Origin of the sequence: Aestuariispira ectoiniformans, assembly GCF_025136295.1 — a bacterium.
Taxonomy (GTDB): domain Bacteria; phylum Pseudomonadota; class Alphaproteobacteria; order UBA8366; family Aestuariispiraceae; genus Aestuariispira_A; species Aestuariispira_A ectoiniformans.
In genome coordinates, this window is record NZ_CP062788.1 from 1,635,896 (window position 1) to 1,650,976 (window position 15,081).

Annotated in this window: 12 protein-coding genes; 5 read left to right on the forward strand and 7 right to left on the reverse strand. The window is 57.3% G+C overall.

The annotated features are described in order from the left end of the window. Positions 1–10: 10 nt before the first annotated feature. Positions 11–1,498, reverse strand: a complete 1,488-nt coding sequence (locus tag IF205_RS07840; protein ID WP_259782736.1) for an FAD-linked oxidase C-terminal domain-containing protein — start codon at positions 1,496–1,498, stop codon at positions 11–13. A 261-nt stretch (positions 1,499–1,759) separates the two neighbouring features. Here IF205_RS07840 and IF205_RS07845 point away from each other — a divergent pair, with 261 nt between their 5' ends. Continuing rightward, positions 1,760–2,737 carry an AraC family transcriptional regulator gene (locus IF205_RS07845; RefSeq protein WP_259782737.1) on the forward strand — a complete coding sequence of 326 codons (978 nt, stop codon included), beginning with the start codon at positions 1,760–1,762 and terminating at the stop codon, positions 2,735–2,737. A 153-nt stretch (positions 2,738–2,890) separates the two neighbouring features. Then, a complete protein-coding gene (locus IF205_RS07850) occupies positions 2,891–5,104 on the forward strand; it encodes a SulP family inorganic anion transporter (protein ID WP_259782738.1) in 2,214 nt (737 codons plus the stop codon). 84 nt (positions 5,105–5,188) lie between these two features. On the opposite strand, the gene IF205_RS07855 is transcribed toward IF205_RS07850, so the two are convergent. The 5 genes from IF205_RS07855 to clpS form a co-directional block, all read right to left on the reverse strand. Then, positions 5,189–7,123 (reverse strand): bifunctional 2',3'-cyclic-nucleotide 2'-phosphodiesterase/3'-nucleotidase, encoded by a 1,935-nt coding sequence (locus tag IF205_RS07855; RefSeq protein ID WP_259782739.1) that lies wholly within the window; start codon positions 7,121–7,123, stop codon positions 5,189–5,191. A gap of 217 nt (positions 7,124–7,340) precedes the next feature. Next, positions 7,341–7,466 carry a type B 50S ribosomal protein L36 gene (gene ykgO / locus IF205_RS07860; protein ID WP_115936980.1) on the reverse strand — a complete coding sequence of 42 codons (126 nt, stop codon included), beginning with the start codon at positions 7,464–7,466 and terminating at the stop codon, positions 7,341–7,343. A gap of 125 nt (positions 7,467–7,591) precedes the next feature. After that, positions 7,592–8,548, reverse strand: coding sequence for a methyltransferase domain-containing protein (locus IF205_RS07865; protein ID WP_259782740.1), 957 nt, complete (start codon positions 8,546–8,548; stop codon positions 7,592–7,594). A 171-nt stretch (positions 8,549–8,719) separates the two neighbouring features. Further along, complete coding sequence (gene clpA, locus IF205_RS07870; protein WP_259782741.1) at positions 8,720–11,035, reverse strand: ATP-dependent Clp protease ATP-binding subunit ClpA; 2,316 nt, start codon at positions 11,033–11,035, stop codon at positions 8,720–8,722. 45 nt (positions 11,036–11,080) lie between these two features. Beyond that, on the reverse strand, positions 11,081–11,425 hold the full coding sequence (gene clpS / locus IF205_RS07875; RefSeq protein WP_375542681.1) for an ATP-dependent Clp protease adapter ClpS: 345 nt from the start codon (positions 11,423–11,425) through the stop codon (positions 11,081–11,083). Between the two features lie 344 nt (positions 11,426–11,769). Between clpS and IF205_RS07880 the strand changes: the two genes are divergently transcribed. Continuing rightward, positions 11,770–12,672 (forward strand): DMT family transporter, encoded by a 903-nt coding sequence (locus IF205_RS07880; protein WP_259782742.1) that lies wholly within the window; start codon positions 11,770–11,772, stop codon positions 12,670–12,672. Positions 12,673–12,676: 4 nt separating this feature from the next. Here the strand turns inward: IF205_RS07880 and IF205_RS07885 are convergent, their stop codons facing one another. After that, positions 12,677–13,675 carry an NAD(P)H-quinone oxidoreductase gene (locus IF205_RS07885; protein WP_259782743.1) on the reverse strand — a complete coding sequence of 333 codons (999 nt, stop codon included), beginning with the start codon at positions 13,673–13,675 and terminating at the stop codon, positions 12,677–12,679. A 79-nt stretch (positions 13,676–13,754) separates the two neighbouring features. On the opposite strand from IF205_RS07885, the gene IF205_RS07890 reads away from it, so the two are divergent. After that, positions 13,755–13,940: a DUF1192 domain-containing protein gene (locus tag IF205_RS07890; protein WP_259782744.1), complete on the forward strand. Its 186-nt coding sequence runs from the start codon at positions 13,755–13,757 to the stop codon at positions 13,938–13,940. Positions 13,941–14,021: 81 nt separating this feature from the next. Then, entirely contained in the window at positions 14,022–14,804 is a 783-nt protein-coding gene (locus IF205_RS07895; protein WP_259782745.1) for a 3-hydroxybutyrate dehydrogenase, read from the forward strand. Positions 14,805–15,081 lie beyond the last annotated feature (277 nt).

Genomic DNA, 15,081 nt, shown 5'->3' on the forward strand with positions numbered 1-15,081 from the left:
GAATGGCCCCTCAGAAACGCGGGATGTCGGGAAAGGGCAATTGCCCCTTGTGAATATGCATGCGGCCCAGTTCCGCACAGCGATGCAACTCCGGGAACACCTTGCCGGGGTTCAGATATCCGCCGCTGTCAAAGGCGCATTTGACTCGCTGTTGCTGTTTCAGGTCGGCCTCGTTGAACATGGACCCCATCAGGTCGCGTTTTTCAACACCGACCCCATGTTCCCCGGTCAGTACACCGCCGACTTCAACGCAAAGCTTGAGGATATCAGCACCGAATTCTTCTGCCTTGTCCAACTCGCCCGGCTTGTTGGCGTCATACATGATGAGCGGATGCAGATTGCCGTCGCCTGCATGGAACACATTGGCGACGCCCAATCCGTAATGATCGGACAAGCGGCGCATTTCCGACAGGACCTTGGGCAGTTGATGGCGCGGGATGGTCCCGTCCATACAGTAATAGTCCGGGGTGATCCGGCCGACGGCGGGGAAGGCGGCCTTGCGCCCGGCCCAGAAACTGAGCCGTTCCTCGTCAGTCTGGGAAATACGCAGGGATGTTGCACCTTTGCTTTCGGCGATTTCCTTCACCCGGTCGATCAGATAGTCCACCTCCGCTTCCGGACCGTCCAGTTCCACGATCAACAGGGCTTCCGCGTCCCGGGGATAACCCGCATTCACGAAATCCTCCGCCGCATTGATGGCGGGATGATCCATCATCTCCATGCCGCCGGGGATGATCCCCGCGCCGATGACGGCGGCAACGCAATCGCCTGCGGCCTCAGAACTGTCAAAGCCGATTAAAAGGGCGCGGGCTGTCTCCGGCCGGGGGAGCAGGCGCACGGTGACTTCGGTAACAACCCCTAACAGTCCTTCCGACCCTGTCAGCAGGCCCAGCAGGTCATAGCCACCGGAATCCATATGCTTGCCGCCGATACGCATGATCTCGCCGTTCATGGTGACCAGTTCGATGCCCAGCAGGTTGTTGGTGGTCAGGCCGTATTTCAGGCAGTGCACGCCGCCGGAGTTTTCCGCCACGTTGCCGCCAATGGTGCAGGCGATCTGGCTGGACGGGTCGGGCGCGTAATAGAAACCGTCGGCGATTACGGCGTTGCTGATCCCCAGATTGGTGACGCCCGGCTGGACCCGCGCACAGCGGTTGTCGTAATCGACTTCCAGGATACGGTTGAATTTGGACAAGCCCAGCAGGATGCCGTCGGCCAGAGGCAGCGCGCCGCCGCTGAGCGAGGTGCCAGCGCCGCGCGGGACAACCTTTACCCCATTCTCATGGCAGTATTTCAGCACGTCGGCCACCTGATCCACCGTTTCCGGCAGAACCACAATCAGCGGCAGGGTCTTATAGGCGGTGAGGCCGTCGGTCTCGAAAGGACGTAGTTCGTCTTCGTCGACAATCACGCCCTCGCCGGGCACGATCCGGCGCAAATCTTCAGCGATATTGAGACGACGCGCGATTACATCGGCGTCGGGTTTCGGCATTTCCATGAATGTCGATCCTATGCTCCCTGGGAAGCCTGACAAAGGCAGGCATTCTTCTCTTTGGCGAATACTATAAGTGCATACCACGAAGGCGAAAAGACCCTGCCCCAGTCTATTCTTGTGACGGGGGAGAAAGGATGCGCCCGACGGGGGCTTCCGTCGATCGTGGATTGCTGTCACAATTACCTTGGATTTTAGATAAAAGGCGAGTGGCGGTTCCAAGGGGACTTCCAGGTTATTTCAGTCCGCATGGGCATTGGGGGGCAAGTGGCGAAAAACAGCAGCACCGGGGCAGGGGCGCCCTTTCAGCGTTTGTCGACGATGTCGCAACGCGAGGATCACCGCTTTGATTTCTGGCGCAGTCTGCACCCCCTGATTGATCTCGAAATACCAGACCGGCAGAAGGCAAAGAACTATCGTGCGGAACTGCTTCATAGCGTCGGCGAGGACGGCACCGGCTTCGGCTTGACGCGCTCCGATGACACGATCGCGCATTTTGCCAAACCTGACGGTGCCTTCGTTCTCTTTACAATTCCATTGTCGGGCCAGGTGAACCTGGATTATGGACAGGATAGTCGGCAGACCCTGACGGCCTTGTCAGGCGTAACTGTGGTGGATGGTGCCCGGCCGATGACAACGGAAACAAGAGGGCTTTCCCATCTCTACCTGATGTTGGACCGTGACCGTGTCGTCCGGGCCCTTGGCGCGCGGGATGAGCTTTTGGCGGATGGCGTTGTTTCCCTGCCGCCGGGCGGGCTGACGGCCATGCTGGCATCTCATCTGATGACGATGGCACGTGAAGGGGAGCAATTCGACGCAGAAGCAGGCGAGATTGCCATGAAGGCGGCGGCGGATCTCGCCTTGGGGGCCATAGCACAGGCCGGTCGGGCCGATGCACCGCTGGATGGTGAGCGTCATGGCAGTGCGCTTTATGTGGCGGCATGCCGCTATATTGAACTGAACCTTGGTAATCCGGACCTGACCGCAGAGACGATTGCGCAGAGCCTGGGTTGCTCCCGCACTCATCTTTATCGTGCCTTTGAAAACAGGAACAGTGGCATAGGAGAACGCATTCGGGTGGCCCGCCTCACCTATGCGACAGGACTGCTGTCATTGGACCCGGCACGGCCTATCAAGCAAATTGCCCATGCGTCCGGTTATGGCTCGGCCGCGGCCTTTGCCCGTGCGTTTCGCGATCACACGGGGCTTAGCCCGACCGAATACCGGCTGAGGCCGTTGAGTTGACCGTCTTCTCTCGCGGAAATGCCAGCCATGGGACATCTGGTGGCATGATGGGACACACTGCATAGCCCATTCTGATTATCCTGCGGAAAAATATGACTTTTCCTCCATGACCGTCACCATGCGGACAGGAAGGGAAGGCTCCGGGGACATGAAATGAGCTTGCTGCAAACAACAGAAATAAAACCCGCCTCCTATCTGGCCGACCTGATGGCGGGTGGGCTGGCGGCGATGGACAATTTCCTTCTCTGCATTGCTTTCGCGGCCCTTCTGTTCGGGGGCAGTCTGGAGCCCTATCTGGGCCCCGGCTTAAGCCTCTTCCTGATTGGCTGTGCCATTACGGCGACTGTCGTCGCACTGACCTCCGGGTTGGCCTGCAACATTGCCGGAACCCAGGAAAAGGCCCCCGCGATCCTTGCAGGGTCAACCCTGCTTGTGACACTGCAGGATGCACGCCTGGGAAGCTCGGACGAACATATGATAACCGTGGTCGTGCTGATTGCATTGACCACATTCCTCTTCGGGGCTGTGTTGCTGTTGGTGGCGCGGTTCAATCTGGGGCGCTTCATCCAGCTTATCCCCTTTCCTGTTATCTGCGGGTTTCTTATCGGGGCCGGCTGTCTTCTTGTCCTGGCCGCGCTCAAGCTTGTGCTGAATCCGGCAGAGGGAATTTTTGCCGCCCTGTACGGCCTATCGGCATCGCAGGGCTGGTTGCTGGCGGCTGCCATCCTTGCGGGAATTGCCTTGTTTACTGTAATGCGCCTTGTCCCGGGTAGCGTCACACTGCCTGTGGCGATTGTGCTGATGGTGGCGGGGTTTTACGGCATTGCGCTGTTCTCAGGTCATGACATGGATATCCTGCGTCAGACCGGGTGGCTGTTCGATGTTCGAATGAGCCAGTCCGGCAACAGCTTCGACTTTTTGGAGGCTGTTCCGGATGTAGGCATGGTGCTGTCGGCATTGCCGCTTGTTCTGTCGGTGGTCTTCCTGTCGGTGGTTGCGGCGATGATGAACCTGCGCGCCCTTGATATCAGCGATCTGGGGCCGCTGGACCTACGCCGGGAGCTGCGGTCCCACGGAAAGGCGAATGTTGTGGCGGCCCTGGCTGGCGGGTTGCCGGGATACAGCATGGTGGGCCTCACGGTCCTTGGTGCGCGCTTCGGGGCGTCGTCGCGTCTTGCGGGGTTGACGGTCGGCGGGCTTTGCCTGCTGTCTGTCTATATCGGAACCGAAATCGTGGCCTGGCTGCCGAAATTCATTGTCAGCGCGATCATGCTGGTCGTCGCTTTTGAGTTTTTCAACGACTGGCTGGTCAGGCAGGTTCGATTCCTTGGCCGGGTTGACCTCGCCATCGTGGTTATTATCGCGGTCGTCATTACCCTTTTCGGTTTTCTGGAGGGGATTGCCGTCGGGATTCTCATTTCCTCTGTCGTTTTTGTTATCGAATATGCCCGCATTCCGGTCATCGACCGCATTGAAACGCTGGCAGAGCGCGGCTCGCCGGTACAGCGTGCGCCCGCCGCGCAGGAGTATCTGAGGGAGGTGGGGAAGAGTGCGATTATCTATCGCCTGAAAGGCTATTTGTTCTTCGGTTCTGCCAGCCGCGCCTGTGAGCAGATCCGACAGGATGTCCTGAGACGCGGCGGCATTGTGCGCCATGTGGTGCTGAACCTGGGCTATGTGCATGGGGCCGATGTTTCGACCCTGCAATCCCTGACGCGCCTGACCCAATTTCTGGACAGTCAGCGGATTACCCTGACCCTGTGCGGTGTTTCACTTCGCCGGAAGTCCTTCATAGGTGGACGGTTTCAGGATTTCCCGTCTGTGGAATTTGCTGCCACCACCAGCGATGCCGCAGAGATGCTGGAGGACCGCCTGATGGTGGGCTGGTCAGAGAATATGGGGCGCGATGACGACAGCGGCCTGCAGGGCCTTATGCGCCTGTGTGACACGGAGGCACGCGCGAAGGCGTTGTATGCCCATCTGCCCAAAGGTCATTTCAAGGATGGTGATGTGGTCTTCCATCAGGGGGACGCAGACCAGTCGGTGTTGCTGATCGACAGAGGGCGGGTGGAAATTGTCCATCAGGGAGGCGCAGACAGGCGCCGGACGCGTATCCGTACGTTTCTGCCGGGGGTTATGATTGGGGAGATGGCCTACTATCTGGGCCATGGCGTGAGAACGGCCAGCGCCATTGCCCGCGGGCAGACGGATGTTTGCTATCTGTCGCTACCAGCCCTGCGGCAATTTGCAAAAGACAGGGAAGAATGCCTGCGCCTGGAGGCGGCTTTCCATGAGTTGATGGCCGCGATGATGGCGGAACGTCTGGATTTCCTGAACCAACGGGTGGAGATGCTGGAACACCAGTAAGCTGTTGGCGCCTGCCTGCCCTCTCTGCCAACAGCGAAGGCCCGGCAAATGCCGGGCCTTCATTCTGCTTGTATCAGCCTGTCGTTACAGATTGAGACCGAATTTGGAGAAACCGTTTTCGCCCTGGCCCAGAACTTTTATCTTGTCACTGACAATGACGTCAGCCGCCGCGGGGGAGCTTTCAAAAGTTACCTGCACATCGCCGGGCAGGTCCTTGAACGTCCAGTTGTTGTCCGCGCTGGGGTCCAGTGTGCCCAGAGAGAAGATATAATTGGCAAGTACGGTGCGGTTCTCATCCGGTGCCTCGATGATGATGTTGGAACCATCGAGACCCGGGAAATGGCCGCCGCCGCTGGCACGGTAATTGTTGGTGGCAACGATGAATTTTGCCTTGGGGTCGATCGGCTTGCCATTGAAGCGCAGGTTCTTGATGCGATGCGCTTCCTGGTTCACCACTTCGCCATTCTTGTTGTAGCGGGCCGGTTCGCTGACATCGATCTCATAGGTGACGCCATCGATGACATCGTAGTTATAGCTGGGGAATTTGGGGTTCAACAGCGGCTGTTCGCCGCCGTCGGCTGAAATCCGGTTGAAGGCGCCAGCCGACATTTCCAGCCATTCCCGCACCGTTGCGCCATCAATCAGAACCGCACGCAACGTGTTGGGGTAGATGTAGAGATCAGCCACATTCTTTAGTGCGATCGCGCCCGGTTCGATGTTGGTGTAATAGTCCGGCCCGCCACGACCGCCAGCCTTGAAGGGCGCACCGGCGGACAGCACGGGGATGCCGTCATATTCACTGCCCTTTGTCAGGCGCTCCACATACCATTTCTGTGCGTTTGTCACGATCTGGATGCTGGGGTCGTCCTGGACCAGGGCAAAATAGCTGTGGATGCGTGCCGTAGTCTCGCCCACGCCTTCGCGCATATAGGCGATGGTCGCCTCATGCTCTTGTTTGATTGCGTCCAGGATATCCTGTTCCGCCTTGACCAGCGGGATGGCCTTGCGTCCTTCTCGTTTGTAGATGGCGCGGGTCTTGCCCGACGCATCTGCGACCGTCCATTTGCCCTTCGCATCCACATCCAGTGTCATATCGACCAAACCCAGATGGCTGCCCCAAAAACCGGGCATGACCACCGGAATACCATTGATGCTGCCCTTGGCGAGGTCAACGCCGGGCAGGTCTTTATACCCGTCGGAGGGGAAAACCTGATGGGCGTGACCGGTCAGGATCGCGTCGATTCCCGGAACCTTGGACAGGTAATAGGCGGCGTTTTCGTCCATGCCCTGTTCGGTTACCGCAGTCAGGCCCGAGTGGGGAACGGCGATGACGATATCCGCCCCTTTGGCCTTCATTTCCGGAACGAAGCGTTTGGCGGCTTCCACGATATCGCCGGTCACAACCTTGCCATCCAGGTTGGTCTTGTCCCATTGCATGATCTGGGGCGGGACGAAGCCGATCACGCCAATCTTGAGAGTATGTTTCTTGCCGTCGTGGTCCGTAACTTCCCGGTCGAGCAGGATATAGGGTGTGAAATAAGGATCGTTATTGGAGAGGTCGTCGTCGCCGTCCGGTTTATAGATGTTGGAGGAGACATAGGGGAAATTCGCGTCGTTAATGCTTTCCTTCAGGAAATCCAGGCCATAGTTGAATTCATGGTTACCCAGGTTGCCGGCATCATAGTCAAGCAGGTTCATGGCTTTATAGACCGGGTGAACCTCACCTGCCTTCAGGCCGTGTTCCTTGGCCATGTAATCGCCAAGCGGGTTGCCCTGGATCAGGTCGCCGTTGTCGATCAGGATACTGTTTGTCGCCTCGGCGCGGGCGTCGCGAATCAGTTTTGCCGTCTTTGCCAGGCCATGCGTGTCGGAATGGCGGTCGCGATAATAGTCATAGTCCGCCAGATGGACGTGAATATCCGTCGTTTCCATGATGCGCAGGTCAACGGTGGCCGCGAAAGCCGAAGAGGCGCTGCCCAGCAATAAAGCAGCCGTGAAGGAAAGCCCAAGCCTTTTCATAATCTATCCCCAATAAAGCGATTCTTGACCATAAGGTCAGTAATTCGCGGTAGGATAGCACCGAATTCGAGGCGAGTCTTGAGGCTTTCGCGGCTGTCAGAATACTGTCATGAAAGGCTGGTTTTTGGAGGGGGGAACCGGAAACGACAAAACCGCGCCGAAGCGCGGTTTTTGATCGTATCTGTTCCAATCGGCCTTGGCCGACTGGCAACAAAACTTAGCCCTGGCGTGCTTTGAAACGCGGGTTGGTTTTGTTGATCACGTACACCCGGCCCTTGCGGCGGATGACGCGGCAGTTCTTGTCACGCTTTTTAAGCGTCTTCAGCGAGCTGGCGACTTTCATCTTATTTCTCCTGCAAGCTGCCACGAGTAGCCCCGGGCGCGCGGGTTATCCAAATTCGCGGCGGAACATAAGGATGGGCGGGGGGACTGTCAACAGGTAGTTTTGCCCGAAAGGTGTTTTTCGGCCTAAATTGTTTCACTTCCCCGGGTCGCATGGATACGCATATAGCGCAACTCCCCGGATTCCAAGGCGCGTACCAGCCGCAGCCAATATTGCGCCTCATGCATCAGTTCATTGACCGTGTCGCGGTCCAGGTCCGACTTTTGGAGTTGATTCACATAGGTCGACCAACCGTTCAGCACCAGCGTGCGGTATTCGTCGGTCCTGTCCTCATGAATATGAAGGTTCATGCTGAGGTTCAGCACGGCACGCTTATATTCCGCCATGGTCCATGGCAGCGGCTTGGTCGGGTGGTTTTCCTGCCAGATCGCAACTGGGCGCGCGTCAATCGAATCGGGTTGCTTGAGGACATAGTCGGTGATCAGAAGGTGCCCGCGCGGCTTCAGGGAATTGAAGGCCTTTTCGATCAGGCTGCCTCGGCTAGGATAGGCGAACATGGACTCGCGGATCATGATTGCGTCGTAACGCTTTTCCGGCAATTCCAGCTTGTTCGGATCAAAGGTCTGGATCGGGGCCCTTTTTTCCATGCCATGCTTGATGGAAAGGTCGTTGGCGAGGTTGGCGAGTTCCGGGTCTGCCTCCATCCCCTCAATCCACAGGTTGAATTGCTTGGACAATTCGCGAGTGCCACCGCCCAATCCCGCACAGAGGTCCAGAACGGTCTTCGTTTCGTTCAGTCCCAAAGGTTTGGCGAGCATCATGGTGTATTCGGTGCCGCCCGGATGAACGACCTCTTCCTGGTCTTCCCCGCCCCAGAGCCTGGTCAGGAAGGACACGCGGCTTTCCGGCCAGTTCGTATCCTCTTCTTCGACGTCATCCACATGAATGGCATTGCTGTCCGAATGATCCGGATCATCGCGCTCGAGCTTCAGATACGACTCAGCATCAACGCCCTCCCACCACGCCTTGAAGCGTAACCGGAAGGGAATCTTCGGTTTATCTTTTGGGCTCTTTGGCGCCATCTGGTTAAAAAACCCCGAAACTCCAGGACATTACTTAACCTATTCTTTTACGATTCGCGTGCCAAGAAAAGAATGTTTGTTTTTTAGGCTAAATTCCGAAGCGAAAACGGGGGCTCAAGAAAAAGCCCCGCTGAATTAGCGGGGCTTTTATTTGAAACGTTCAAATCACACTCAACGATCAACTGTCGCCGGCAGTTTTGATTTCGGTTTCTTTGCCCGGCGGGTTTCCGGATAGCTGAAGGTCAGTTTGTTTTCTTTTTCATCCACGCCAATCCTGGCAATGCCGCCATTTTTCAGCTTGCCGAACAGCAATTCTTCCGACAGCGGCTTTTTGATATGCTCCTGGATCACACGGGCAAGAGGCCGAGCGCCATAAAGCTTGTCATAGCCTTTCTTGGCCAGCCACTCCCGTGCTTCGTCGGTCAGTTCGATGGTGACCGAGCGGTCTGCCAACTGGGTTTCCAACTGGAAGACGAACTTGTCGACCACACGGTGGATCACATCCTCGCTCAGGTGGCTGAACGGAATGATGGCATCCAGGCGGTTGCGGAATTCCGGTGTGAACAGGCGGTTGATCGCCTCTTCATCGTCACCGATCCGTTCTTCCCGTCCAAAGCCGATGGCGGGTTTTGCAAGGTCGGCGGCACCGGCATTTGTCGTCATGATCAGGATGACATTGCGGAAGTCGACCGTCTTGCCGTTGTTGTCGGTCAGCTTGCCGTAATCCATCACCTGCAGCAGGATGTTGAACAGGTCCGGGTGGGCCTTTTCAATTTCGTCCAGCAGCAGCACGCAATGGGGCGTCTGGTCAATGGCATCCGTCAACAGGCCGCCCTGATCAAAGCCGACATAGCCCGGAGGCGCACCGATCAAACGGGAGACCGTGTGGCGCTCCATATATTCGGACATGTCGAAGCGTTTCAGCTCGATCCCCATGGTTTGCGCCAACTGGCGGGCAACCTCGGTTTTACCAACGCCGGTGGGGCCGGAGAAGAGATAGGAGCCGATCGGCTTGTCCGGTTCACGCAGACCCGCACGGGACAGTTTGATCGCAGCCGTCAGGGCATCAATCGCCTTGTCCTGACCATAGACCATGGTTTTCAGGTCACCCTTCAGGCTTTTCAAGGCCTTCCGGTCGTCACGCGAGACCTGCTTCGGCGGGATACGGGCCATTTTGGCGACCACATTTTCCACATCCTTGGTACTGACGGTCTTTTTCCGTTTGGACGGGGCCAGCAGCATCTGGGACGCCCCGACCTCATCGATCACGTCAATCGCCTTGTCCGGCAGTTTCCGGTCGTTGATATAGCGCGAGGACAATTCGACGGCGGATTTGATCGCATCGTTGGTATAGCGAACCTTGTGATGCTCCTCGTAATAAGGCTTCAGGCCCATGAGGATTTTCACCGTGTCGTCTTCGCTGGGCTCGTTCACGTCGATTTTCTGGAACCGGCGGCTAAGCGCGCGGTCCTTTTCGAAATAACCGCGGAACTCCTTATAGGTGGTGGAGCCGATGCAGCGCAGGGTGCCGCTGGCCAATGCCGGTTTCAGCAGGTTGGAGGCGTCCATGGCCCCGCCGGAGGTGGCGCCTGCGCCGATCACGGTGTGGATTTCGTCGATGAAAAGGATTGCGCCCGGGTATTCTTCCAGTTCCTTCATCACCGCCTTCAGGCGTTCTTCGAAGTCACCGCGATAGCGGGTCCCGGCCAGCAACGCGCCCATGTCGAGCGCAAAGATTGTGTCTTTTTCGAGGACTTCCGGCACCTCTGCATCCACGATGCGCCGCGCAAGACCTTCGGCGATGGCGGTTTTGCCGACACCCGGGTCACCCACCAGCAGCGGGTTGTTCTTCGTGCGGCGGCACAGAATCTGGATCGTGCGATCGACCTCATTTTCACGCCCGATTAGCGGATCGATCTTGCCGCTCTTGGCCTTTTCATTGAGGTTGATGCAATAGGCATCCAGGGCCTCATGCCCCTTTTTGTTGACGTCCTCGGCCTGGGCATCTTCATCCGCGCCGCTTACTGCGGCGGCAGCCGGGTCGTTCATACCGGGGGCCTTGGCAATGCCATGGCTGATATAGGTGACCGCGTCATAGCGGGTCATATCCTGGCTTTGCAGGAAGTATACCGCATGGCTTTCCCGTTCGGAGAAAATGGCGACCAGCACATTGGCGCCGGTTACTTCTTCACGACCCGAGGATTGAACATGCACGGCGGCGCGCTGCAGAACACGCTGGAACCCGGCCGTCGGCTTCGGTTCCTCATCGGCAGTTCCGATCAGGTCGCCCAGGTCATTGTCGAGATAGTCGATGATATCGGCGCGCAACTGATCCATATTGACGTCGCAGGCGCGCAATACAGCAATCGCATCCTGGTCCTCCGTCAAGGACAGAAGCAAATGTTCCAGGGTCGCATATTCGTGTCGTCTCGCACCCGCATAAGCGAGCGCGCGGTGCAGTGTTTCTTCTAACGACTTGGACAGCATGCCTCGAACTAACCTTTCTCCAGACCGCAGTATCGGTCGGTTTGCTCAGTCTTTTTCCAAGGTGCATTGCAGCGGGTGCTGCTCCTGGCGGGCCAGGTCCATGACCTGGGTAACTTTCGTTTCGGCAATTTCATAGGGGTAGACCCCACAGATGCCGACGCCGCGCTGATGCACATGAAGCATAATCCTGGTGGCTTCCTCCCGGCTCTTGTTAAAGAGACCTTCCAACACGTAGACGACAAACTCCATGGGGGTGTAGTCGTCATTCAGCATGAGCACTTTGTACATGGACGGTTTTTTCGTCTTGGGGCGGGTTTTGGTGACCACCCCTGTCTTACCACCGCCATCGCGCTCGTCCTCATCCCGGGACATGAAAACGTTTCGCGTCATCACACTCCTTTTTCATTGGGGCGTCCCCCAATAGTCCTAATTTTACCGCTCTACCGTTAACAGGTAGTGAATATCCCACGTCCCATTATATTGGTCGATTCTATTAATTTTGAAAGGGGAGGAGCCGACGCAGAGGCAAAAACTTTTGTGAAACCGCCTGTTTTCCACCGATGCCCTGCTTAGGTCGTATAATCTTGTCCATCAGGTCAGCTAATTCGGTCCGCGGGTGGTGGCTGCACACCCATCAAAAAATTGTATCCACCGCAAGAAGCGGGTGTCCGATGACGTCCCGGCTGTTCATTGTGACGACTGTTAATGGCTGATGATGCGGAAAAGGGAAGTTCATGAGTTACGCGATGTGGGCGGCATTGTTCGGTTTGGCGATGTTATGGGGCGGGGCCTTCGTTTTTGTCGGCTATGCGCTGGATTATCTGGACCCGCTGGCGGTGGTGGCATTGCGTGTTTCTCTGGCGGCCCCGGTGCTATGGGTGGTTGTCCTGTTGAAACAGATTGCCCTGCCGCGATCGTCCTGGATATGGCTGGGGTTTATCGCCCTTGGCGTGATCAATAATGCCGTACCATTTTACCTGATCACCTGGGGGCAGCAGCATATCGACAGCGGCCTTGCATCGCTGTTGAACGGGGCAACGCCAATGTTCGGTGCGATTCTGGCGCATTTTCTGACAGAGGATGAAAAGCTTTCCCTGACAAAAATTGCAGGACTGGTCCTGGGCTTTGTCGGCGTGGCCTTGCTGATGCAGCCGTCGGTCGTGGTCAGCATGGACGCCCTTTTGGGACAACTGGCGGTTCTGGGCGGGGCCCTGTCCTATGCCTTTGCGGGCATGGTTGGCAAACGGCTGCGTAATGTGCCGCCGATGATGACCGCAACGGGACAGTTGACGGCCTCTTCGCTGATCTTGCTGCCAACCTGTTATCTGAGTGGCGGTTTTGCCACGGCCACGTGGTCGCCTTCGCTTTGGATGGTCCTGGCGGCTCTGGCCGTGGCCAGTACGGCAATTGCCTATCTGCTCTATTTCACGCTGATCAAACAGGCAGGGGCGACCAACGCCATGACGGTGACCCTGCTGATCCCGCTTTTTGCAACCGTGATGGGGATGGTCTGGTTGGGTGAGCGCCCGACGATGATCAGTTGGGTCTCCATGGTCCTCATTCTGACAGGCGTCGGTTTGGTGGTGCGCGGCGGGCGCCGGAAAGTTTTGCGGGCACCCGCCAAAGGCACAATCTGACAGCTTATTCCACTGTCATCATGATTTTGCCCATATGGGCGCTGGTTTCCATCAGGGCATGGGCCTGGGCGGCTTCGGCCATGGGGAAAGTCTTGTGGATGATCGGTTTGATCTTGCCCGCATCCAACAGCGGCCAGACCCGGTCTTTCAGGGCCTTGGCGATGCCTGCCTTCACGTCATCCGGTCGCGGACGCAGGGTGGAGCCGGTAATCGTCAGCCGGTCGGTCAGAACGCGCCGGAAATTGATTTCCGCCTTCGGGCCACGCAGGAAGGCCAGGAAGTTGTAGCGCCCGTCGGATGCCAGCACATCGATCCCGCCCTGAATATAGTCCCCGGCAACCATATCGAAGATCACATTGACGCCTTTGCCGTCGGTGGCGGCCTTGACGGCCTCGACCCAGTCTTCGGTCTTGTAGTTGATGGCATGGTCCGCGCCCAGGTCGCGGCAGAACCGGCATTTCTCTTCGGAGCCTGCGGTGACAATTACTTTTGCGCCAAAGGCCTTGGCCAATTGAATGGCTACTGTGCCGATACCGCTGCTGCCGCCATGCACCAGCAGGGTTTCACCCGCCTGCAGATGGGAACGGTCGAAAACATTGGTCCAGACCGTGAAGAAGGTTTCGGGCAGAGCCGCCGCCTGAACCATATCAAAGCCCTCGGGCACCGGCAGGCAGTGGTCTGCATGGGTCAGGCAGTATTCCGCATAGCCGCCGCCCGGTGTCAGGGCGCAGACCTTGTCGCCGACCGTCAGGTTTTTGACCTTGTCGCCAACCGCCGCGACCGTACCCGCAACTTCAAGGCCCGGCAGGTCCGATGCGCCCGGAGGCGGTGGGTAGAGGCCCGCGCGCTGCATAACGTCGGGCCGGTTGACCCCCATGGCGGCAACCTTGATCAGCACCTGCTCCGGCGCTGGTGCTGGCACGGCTCGGGTAGCGGACTTCAGGACGTCCGGTCCACCGGGTTCAGAAATTTCAATGACGGTCATTTCTGCAGGCAGCGACATGCACCTTCTCCCTTGCATGGATATTTACAGGTGCCGATACTGACCATTGCAAAGCGCAAAGTAAATACGGATGGCAGCCATGGATACAGATGATTTGGAACCGAACCGGTCGGTCTTGGGCGAGCCCAAGGATCTGGAAGTTCTGTCGGTTACGGCACTGGAGGAATATATCGTCGAACTGGAGGCGGAAATAACGCGTGTCCGCAAGGCGATTGCAGGCAAGCATTCCGCGAAAACGGCGGCAGAGTCCTTCTTCAAGTCGTAAAACTTTTTATGTTGCAGTTGCGAAAAGTCCCGACTGCGTTAGAATTTTCGCAAATCCAAATTCATGCAGGGAGTATCAGGGATGCTTAAGGGTAAAGTCGCAGTTGTAACCGGGTCGACCAGCGGTATCGGGCTTGCCATGGCCAAGGCGTTGGCGGGGCAGGGGTGCAACATCATGTTGAACGGCCTGGGCGATGTGGCGGCAATCGAGGCGACACGCAAGGCCTTGGCCGATGAGACCGGCGTCGAGGTTGCGTTCAACGGCGCGGATATGTCCAAGCCCGACCAGATCAGGGGGCTGATCCAGGAGACGGCGGACCGTTTTGGCGGCCTGCATATTCTGGTCAATAATGCAGGGATTCAGTATACCTCCTCCATCGAAGAATTCCCGGAGGATCGCTGGGATGCGATTATCGCGATCAACCTGTCGTCGGCGTTCCATTCCACAAAGGCCGCATTGCCGCATATGAAGAAGGCTGGCTGGGGCCGGGTCATCAATACCGCCTCTGTGCATGGTCTGGTTGCCAGCATTCATAAAGCCGCCTATGTGGCGGCGAAACACGGCATCATGGGGCTGACCAAGGTGACGGCGCTGGAAACGGCGGAAGACCCGATCACCTGCAACGCTATCTGCCCCGGTTGGGTGCGGACCGAACTGGTTGAAAAACAGATCGCTGCACGGGCCGGTGAGGCCGGATTGAGTGTTGAAGACGCTGCCCGCCAGTTGGTGGAGGAAAAACAACCCTCTAAAACCTTTGTGACGCCGGAAATGCTGGCGCAGGTGGCGGTATTCCTCTGTTCCGATGCGGCATCGCAGATGACTGGCGTCAGTGTCCCGGTCGATGGCGGCTGGACTGCACAGTAGAAAAATATAATAAAAACATGGGGTTGCCGGGTGGATTGCAAATTAATTTGCAGTGTTAACGCCTTGTTAGGGAAGATAGGTTACAAATTAGTTGTCTACCCCAAGGCCCAATTCCCACCCTTACCCATTGGGCCGAGTGACACTCTAAGACCCCTGTTCGACTGAGCCGCTTTACCCAAAGCGGCTCTTTTTTTGCCTGTATCGGGCCAATGAAATTATCCTGTAGAATGCTATCTTTCTTTAACGTCCTGTTAGGGTTTTCATCCTATAGTGAGGT

Coding starts and splice junctions, on each gene's coding strand:
- ykgO (WP_115936980.1), bottom strand. CDS start 7,466: ATGAAAGTCGCCAGCTCGCTGAAGACGCTTAAAAAGCGTGACAAGAAC.
- IF205_RS07880 (WP_259782742.1), top strand. CDS start 11,770: ATGAGTTACGCGATGTGGGCGGCATTGTTCGGTTTGGCGATGTTATGG.
- clpS (WP_375542681.1), bottom strand. CDS start 11,425: ATGACGCGAAACGTTTTCATGTCCCGGGATGAGGACGAGCGCGATGGC.
- clpA (WP_259782741.1), bottom strand. CDS start 11,035: ATGCTGTCCAAGTCGTTAGAAGAAACACTGCACCGCGCGCTCGCTTAT.
- IF205_RS07850 (WP_259782738.1), top strand. CDS start 2,891: ATGAGCTTGCTGCAAACAACAGAAATAAAACCCGCCTCCTATCTGGCC.
- IF205_RS07840 (WP_259782736.1), bottom strand. CDS start 1,498: ATGGAAATGCCGAAACCCGACGCCGATGTAATCGCGCGTCGTCTCAAT.
- IF205_RS07855 (WP_259782739.1), bottom strand. CDS start 7,123: ATGAAAAGGCTTGGGCTTTCCTTCACGGCTGCTTTATTGCTGGGCAGC.
- IF205_RS07865 (WP_259782740.1), bottom strand. CDS start 8,548: ATGGCGCCAAAGAGCCCAAAAGATAAACCGAAGATTCCCTTCCGGTTA.
- IF205_RS07890 (WP_259782744.1), top strand. CDS start 13,755: ATGGATACAGATGATTTGGAACCGAACCGGTCGGTCTTGGGCGAGCCC.
- IF205_RS07885 (WP_259782743.1), bottom strand. CDS start 13,675: ATGTCGCTGCCTGCAGAAATGACCGTCATTGAAATTTCTGAACCCGGT.
- IF205_RS07895 (WP_259782745.1), top strand. CDS start 14,022: ATGCTTAAGGGTAAAGTCGCAGTTGTAACCGGGTCGACCAGCGGTATC.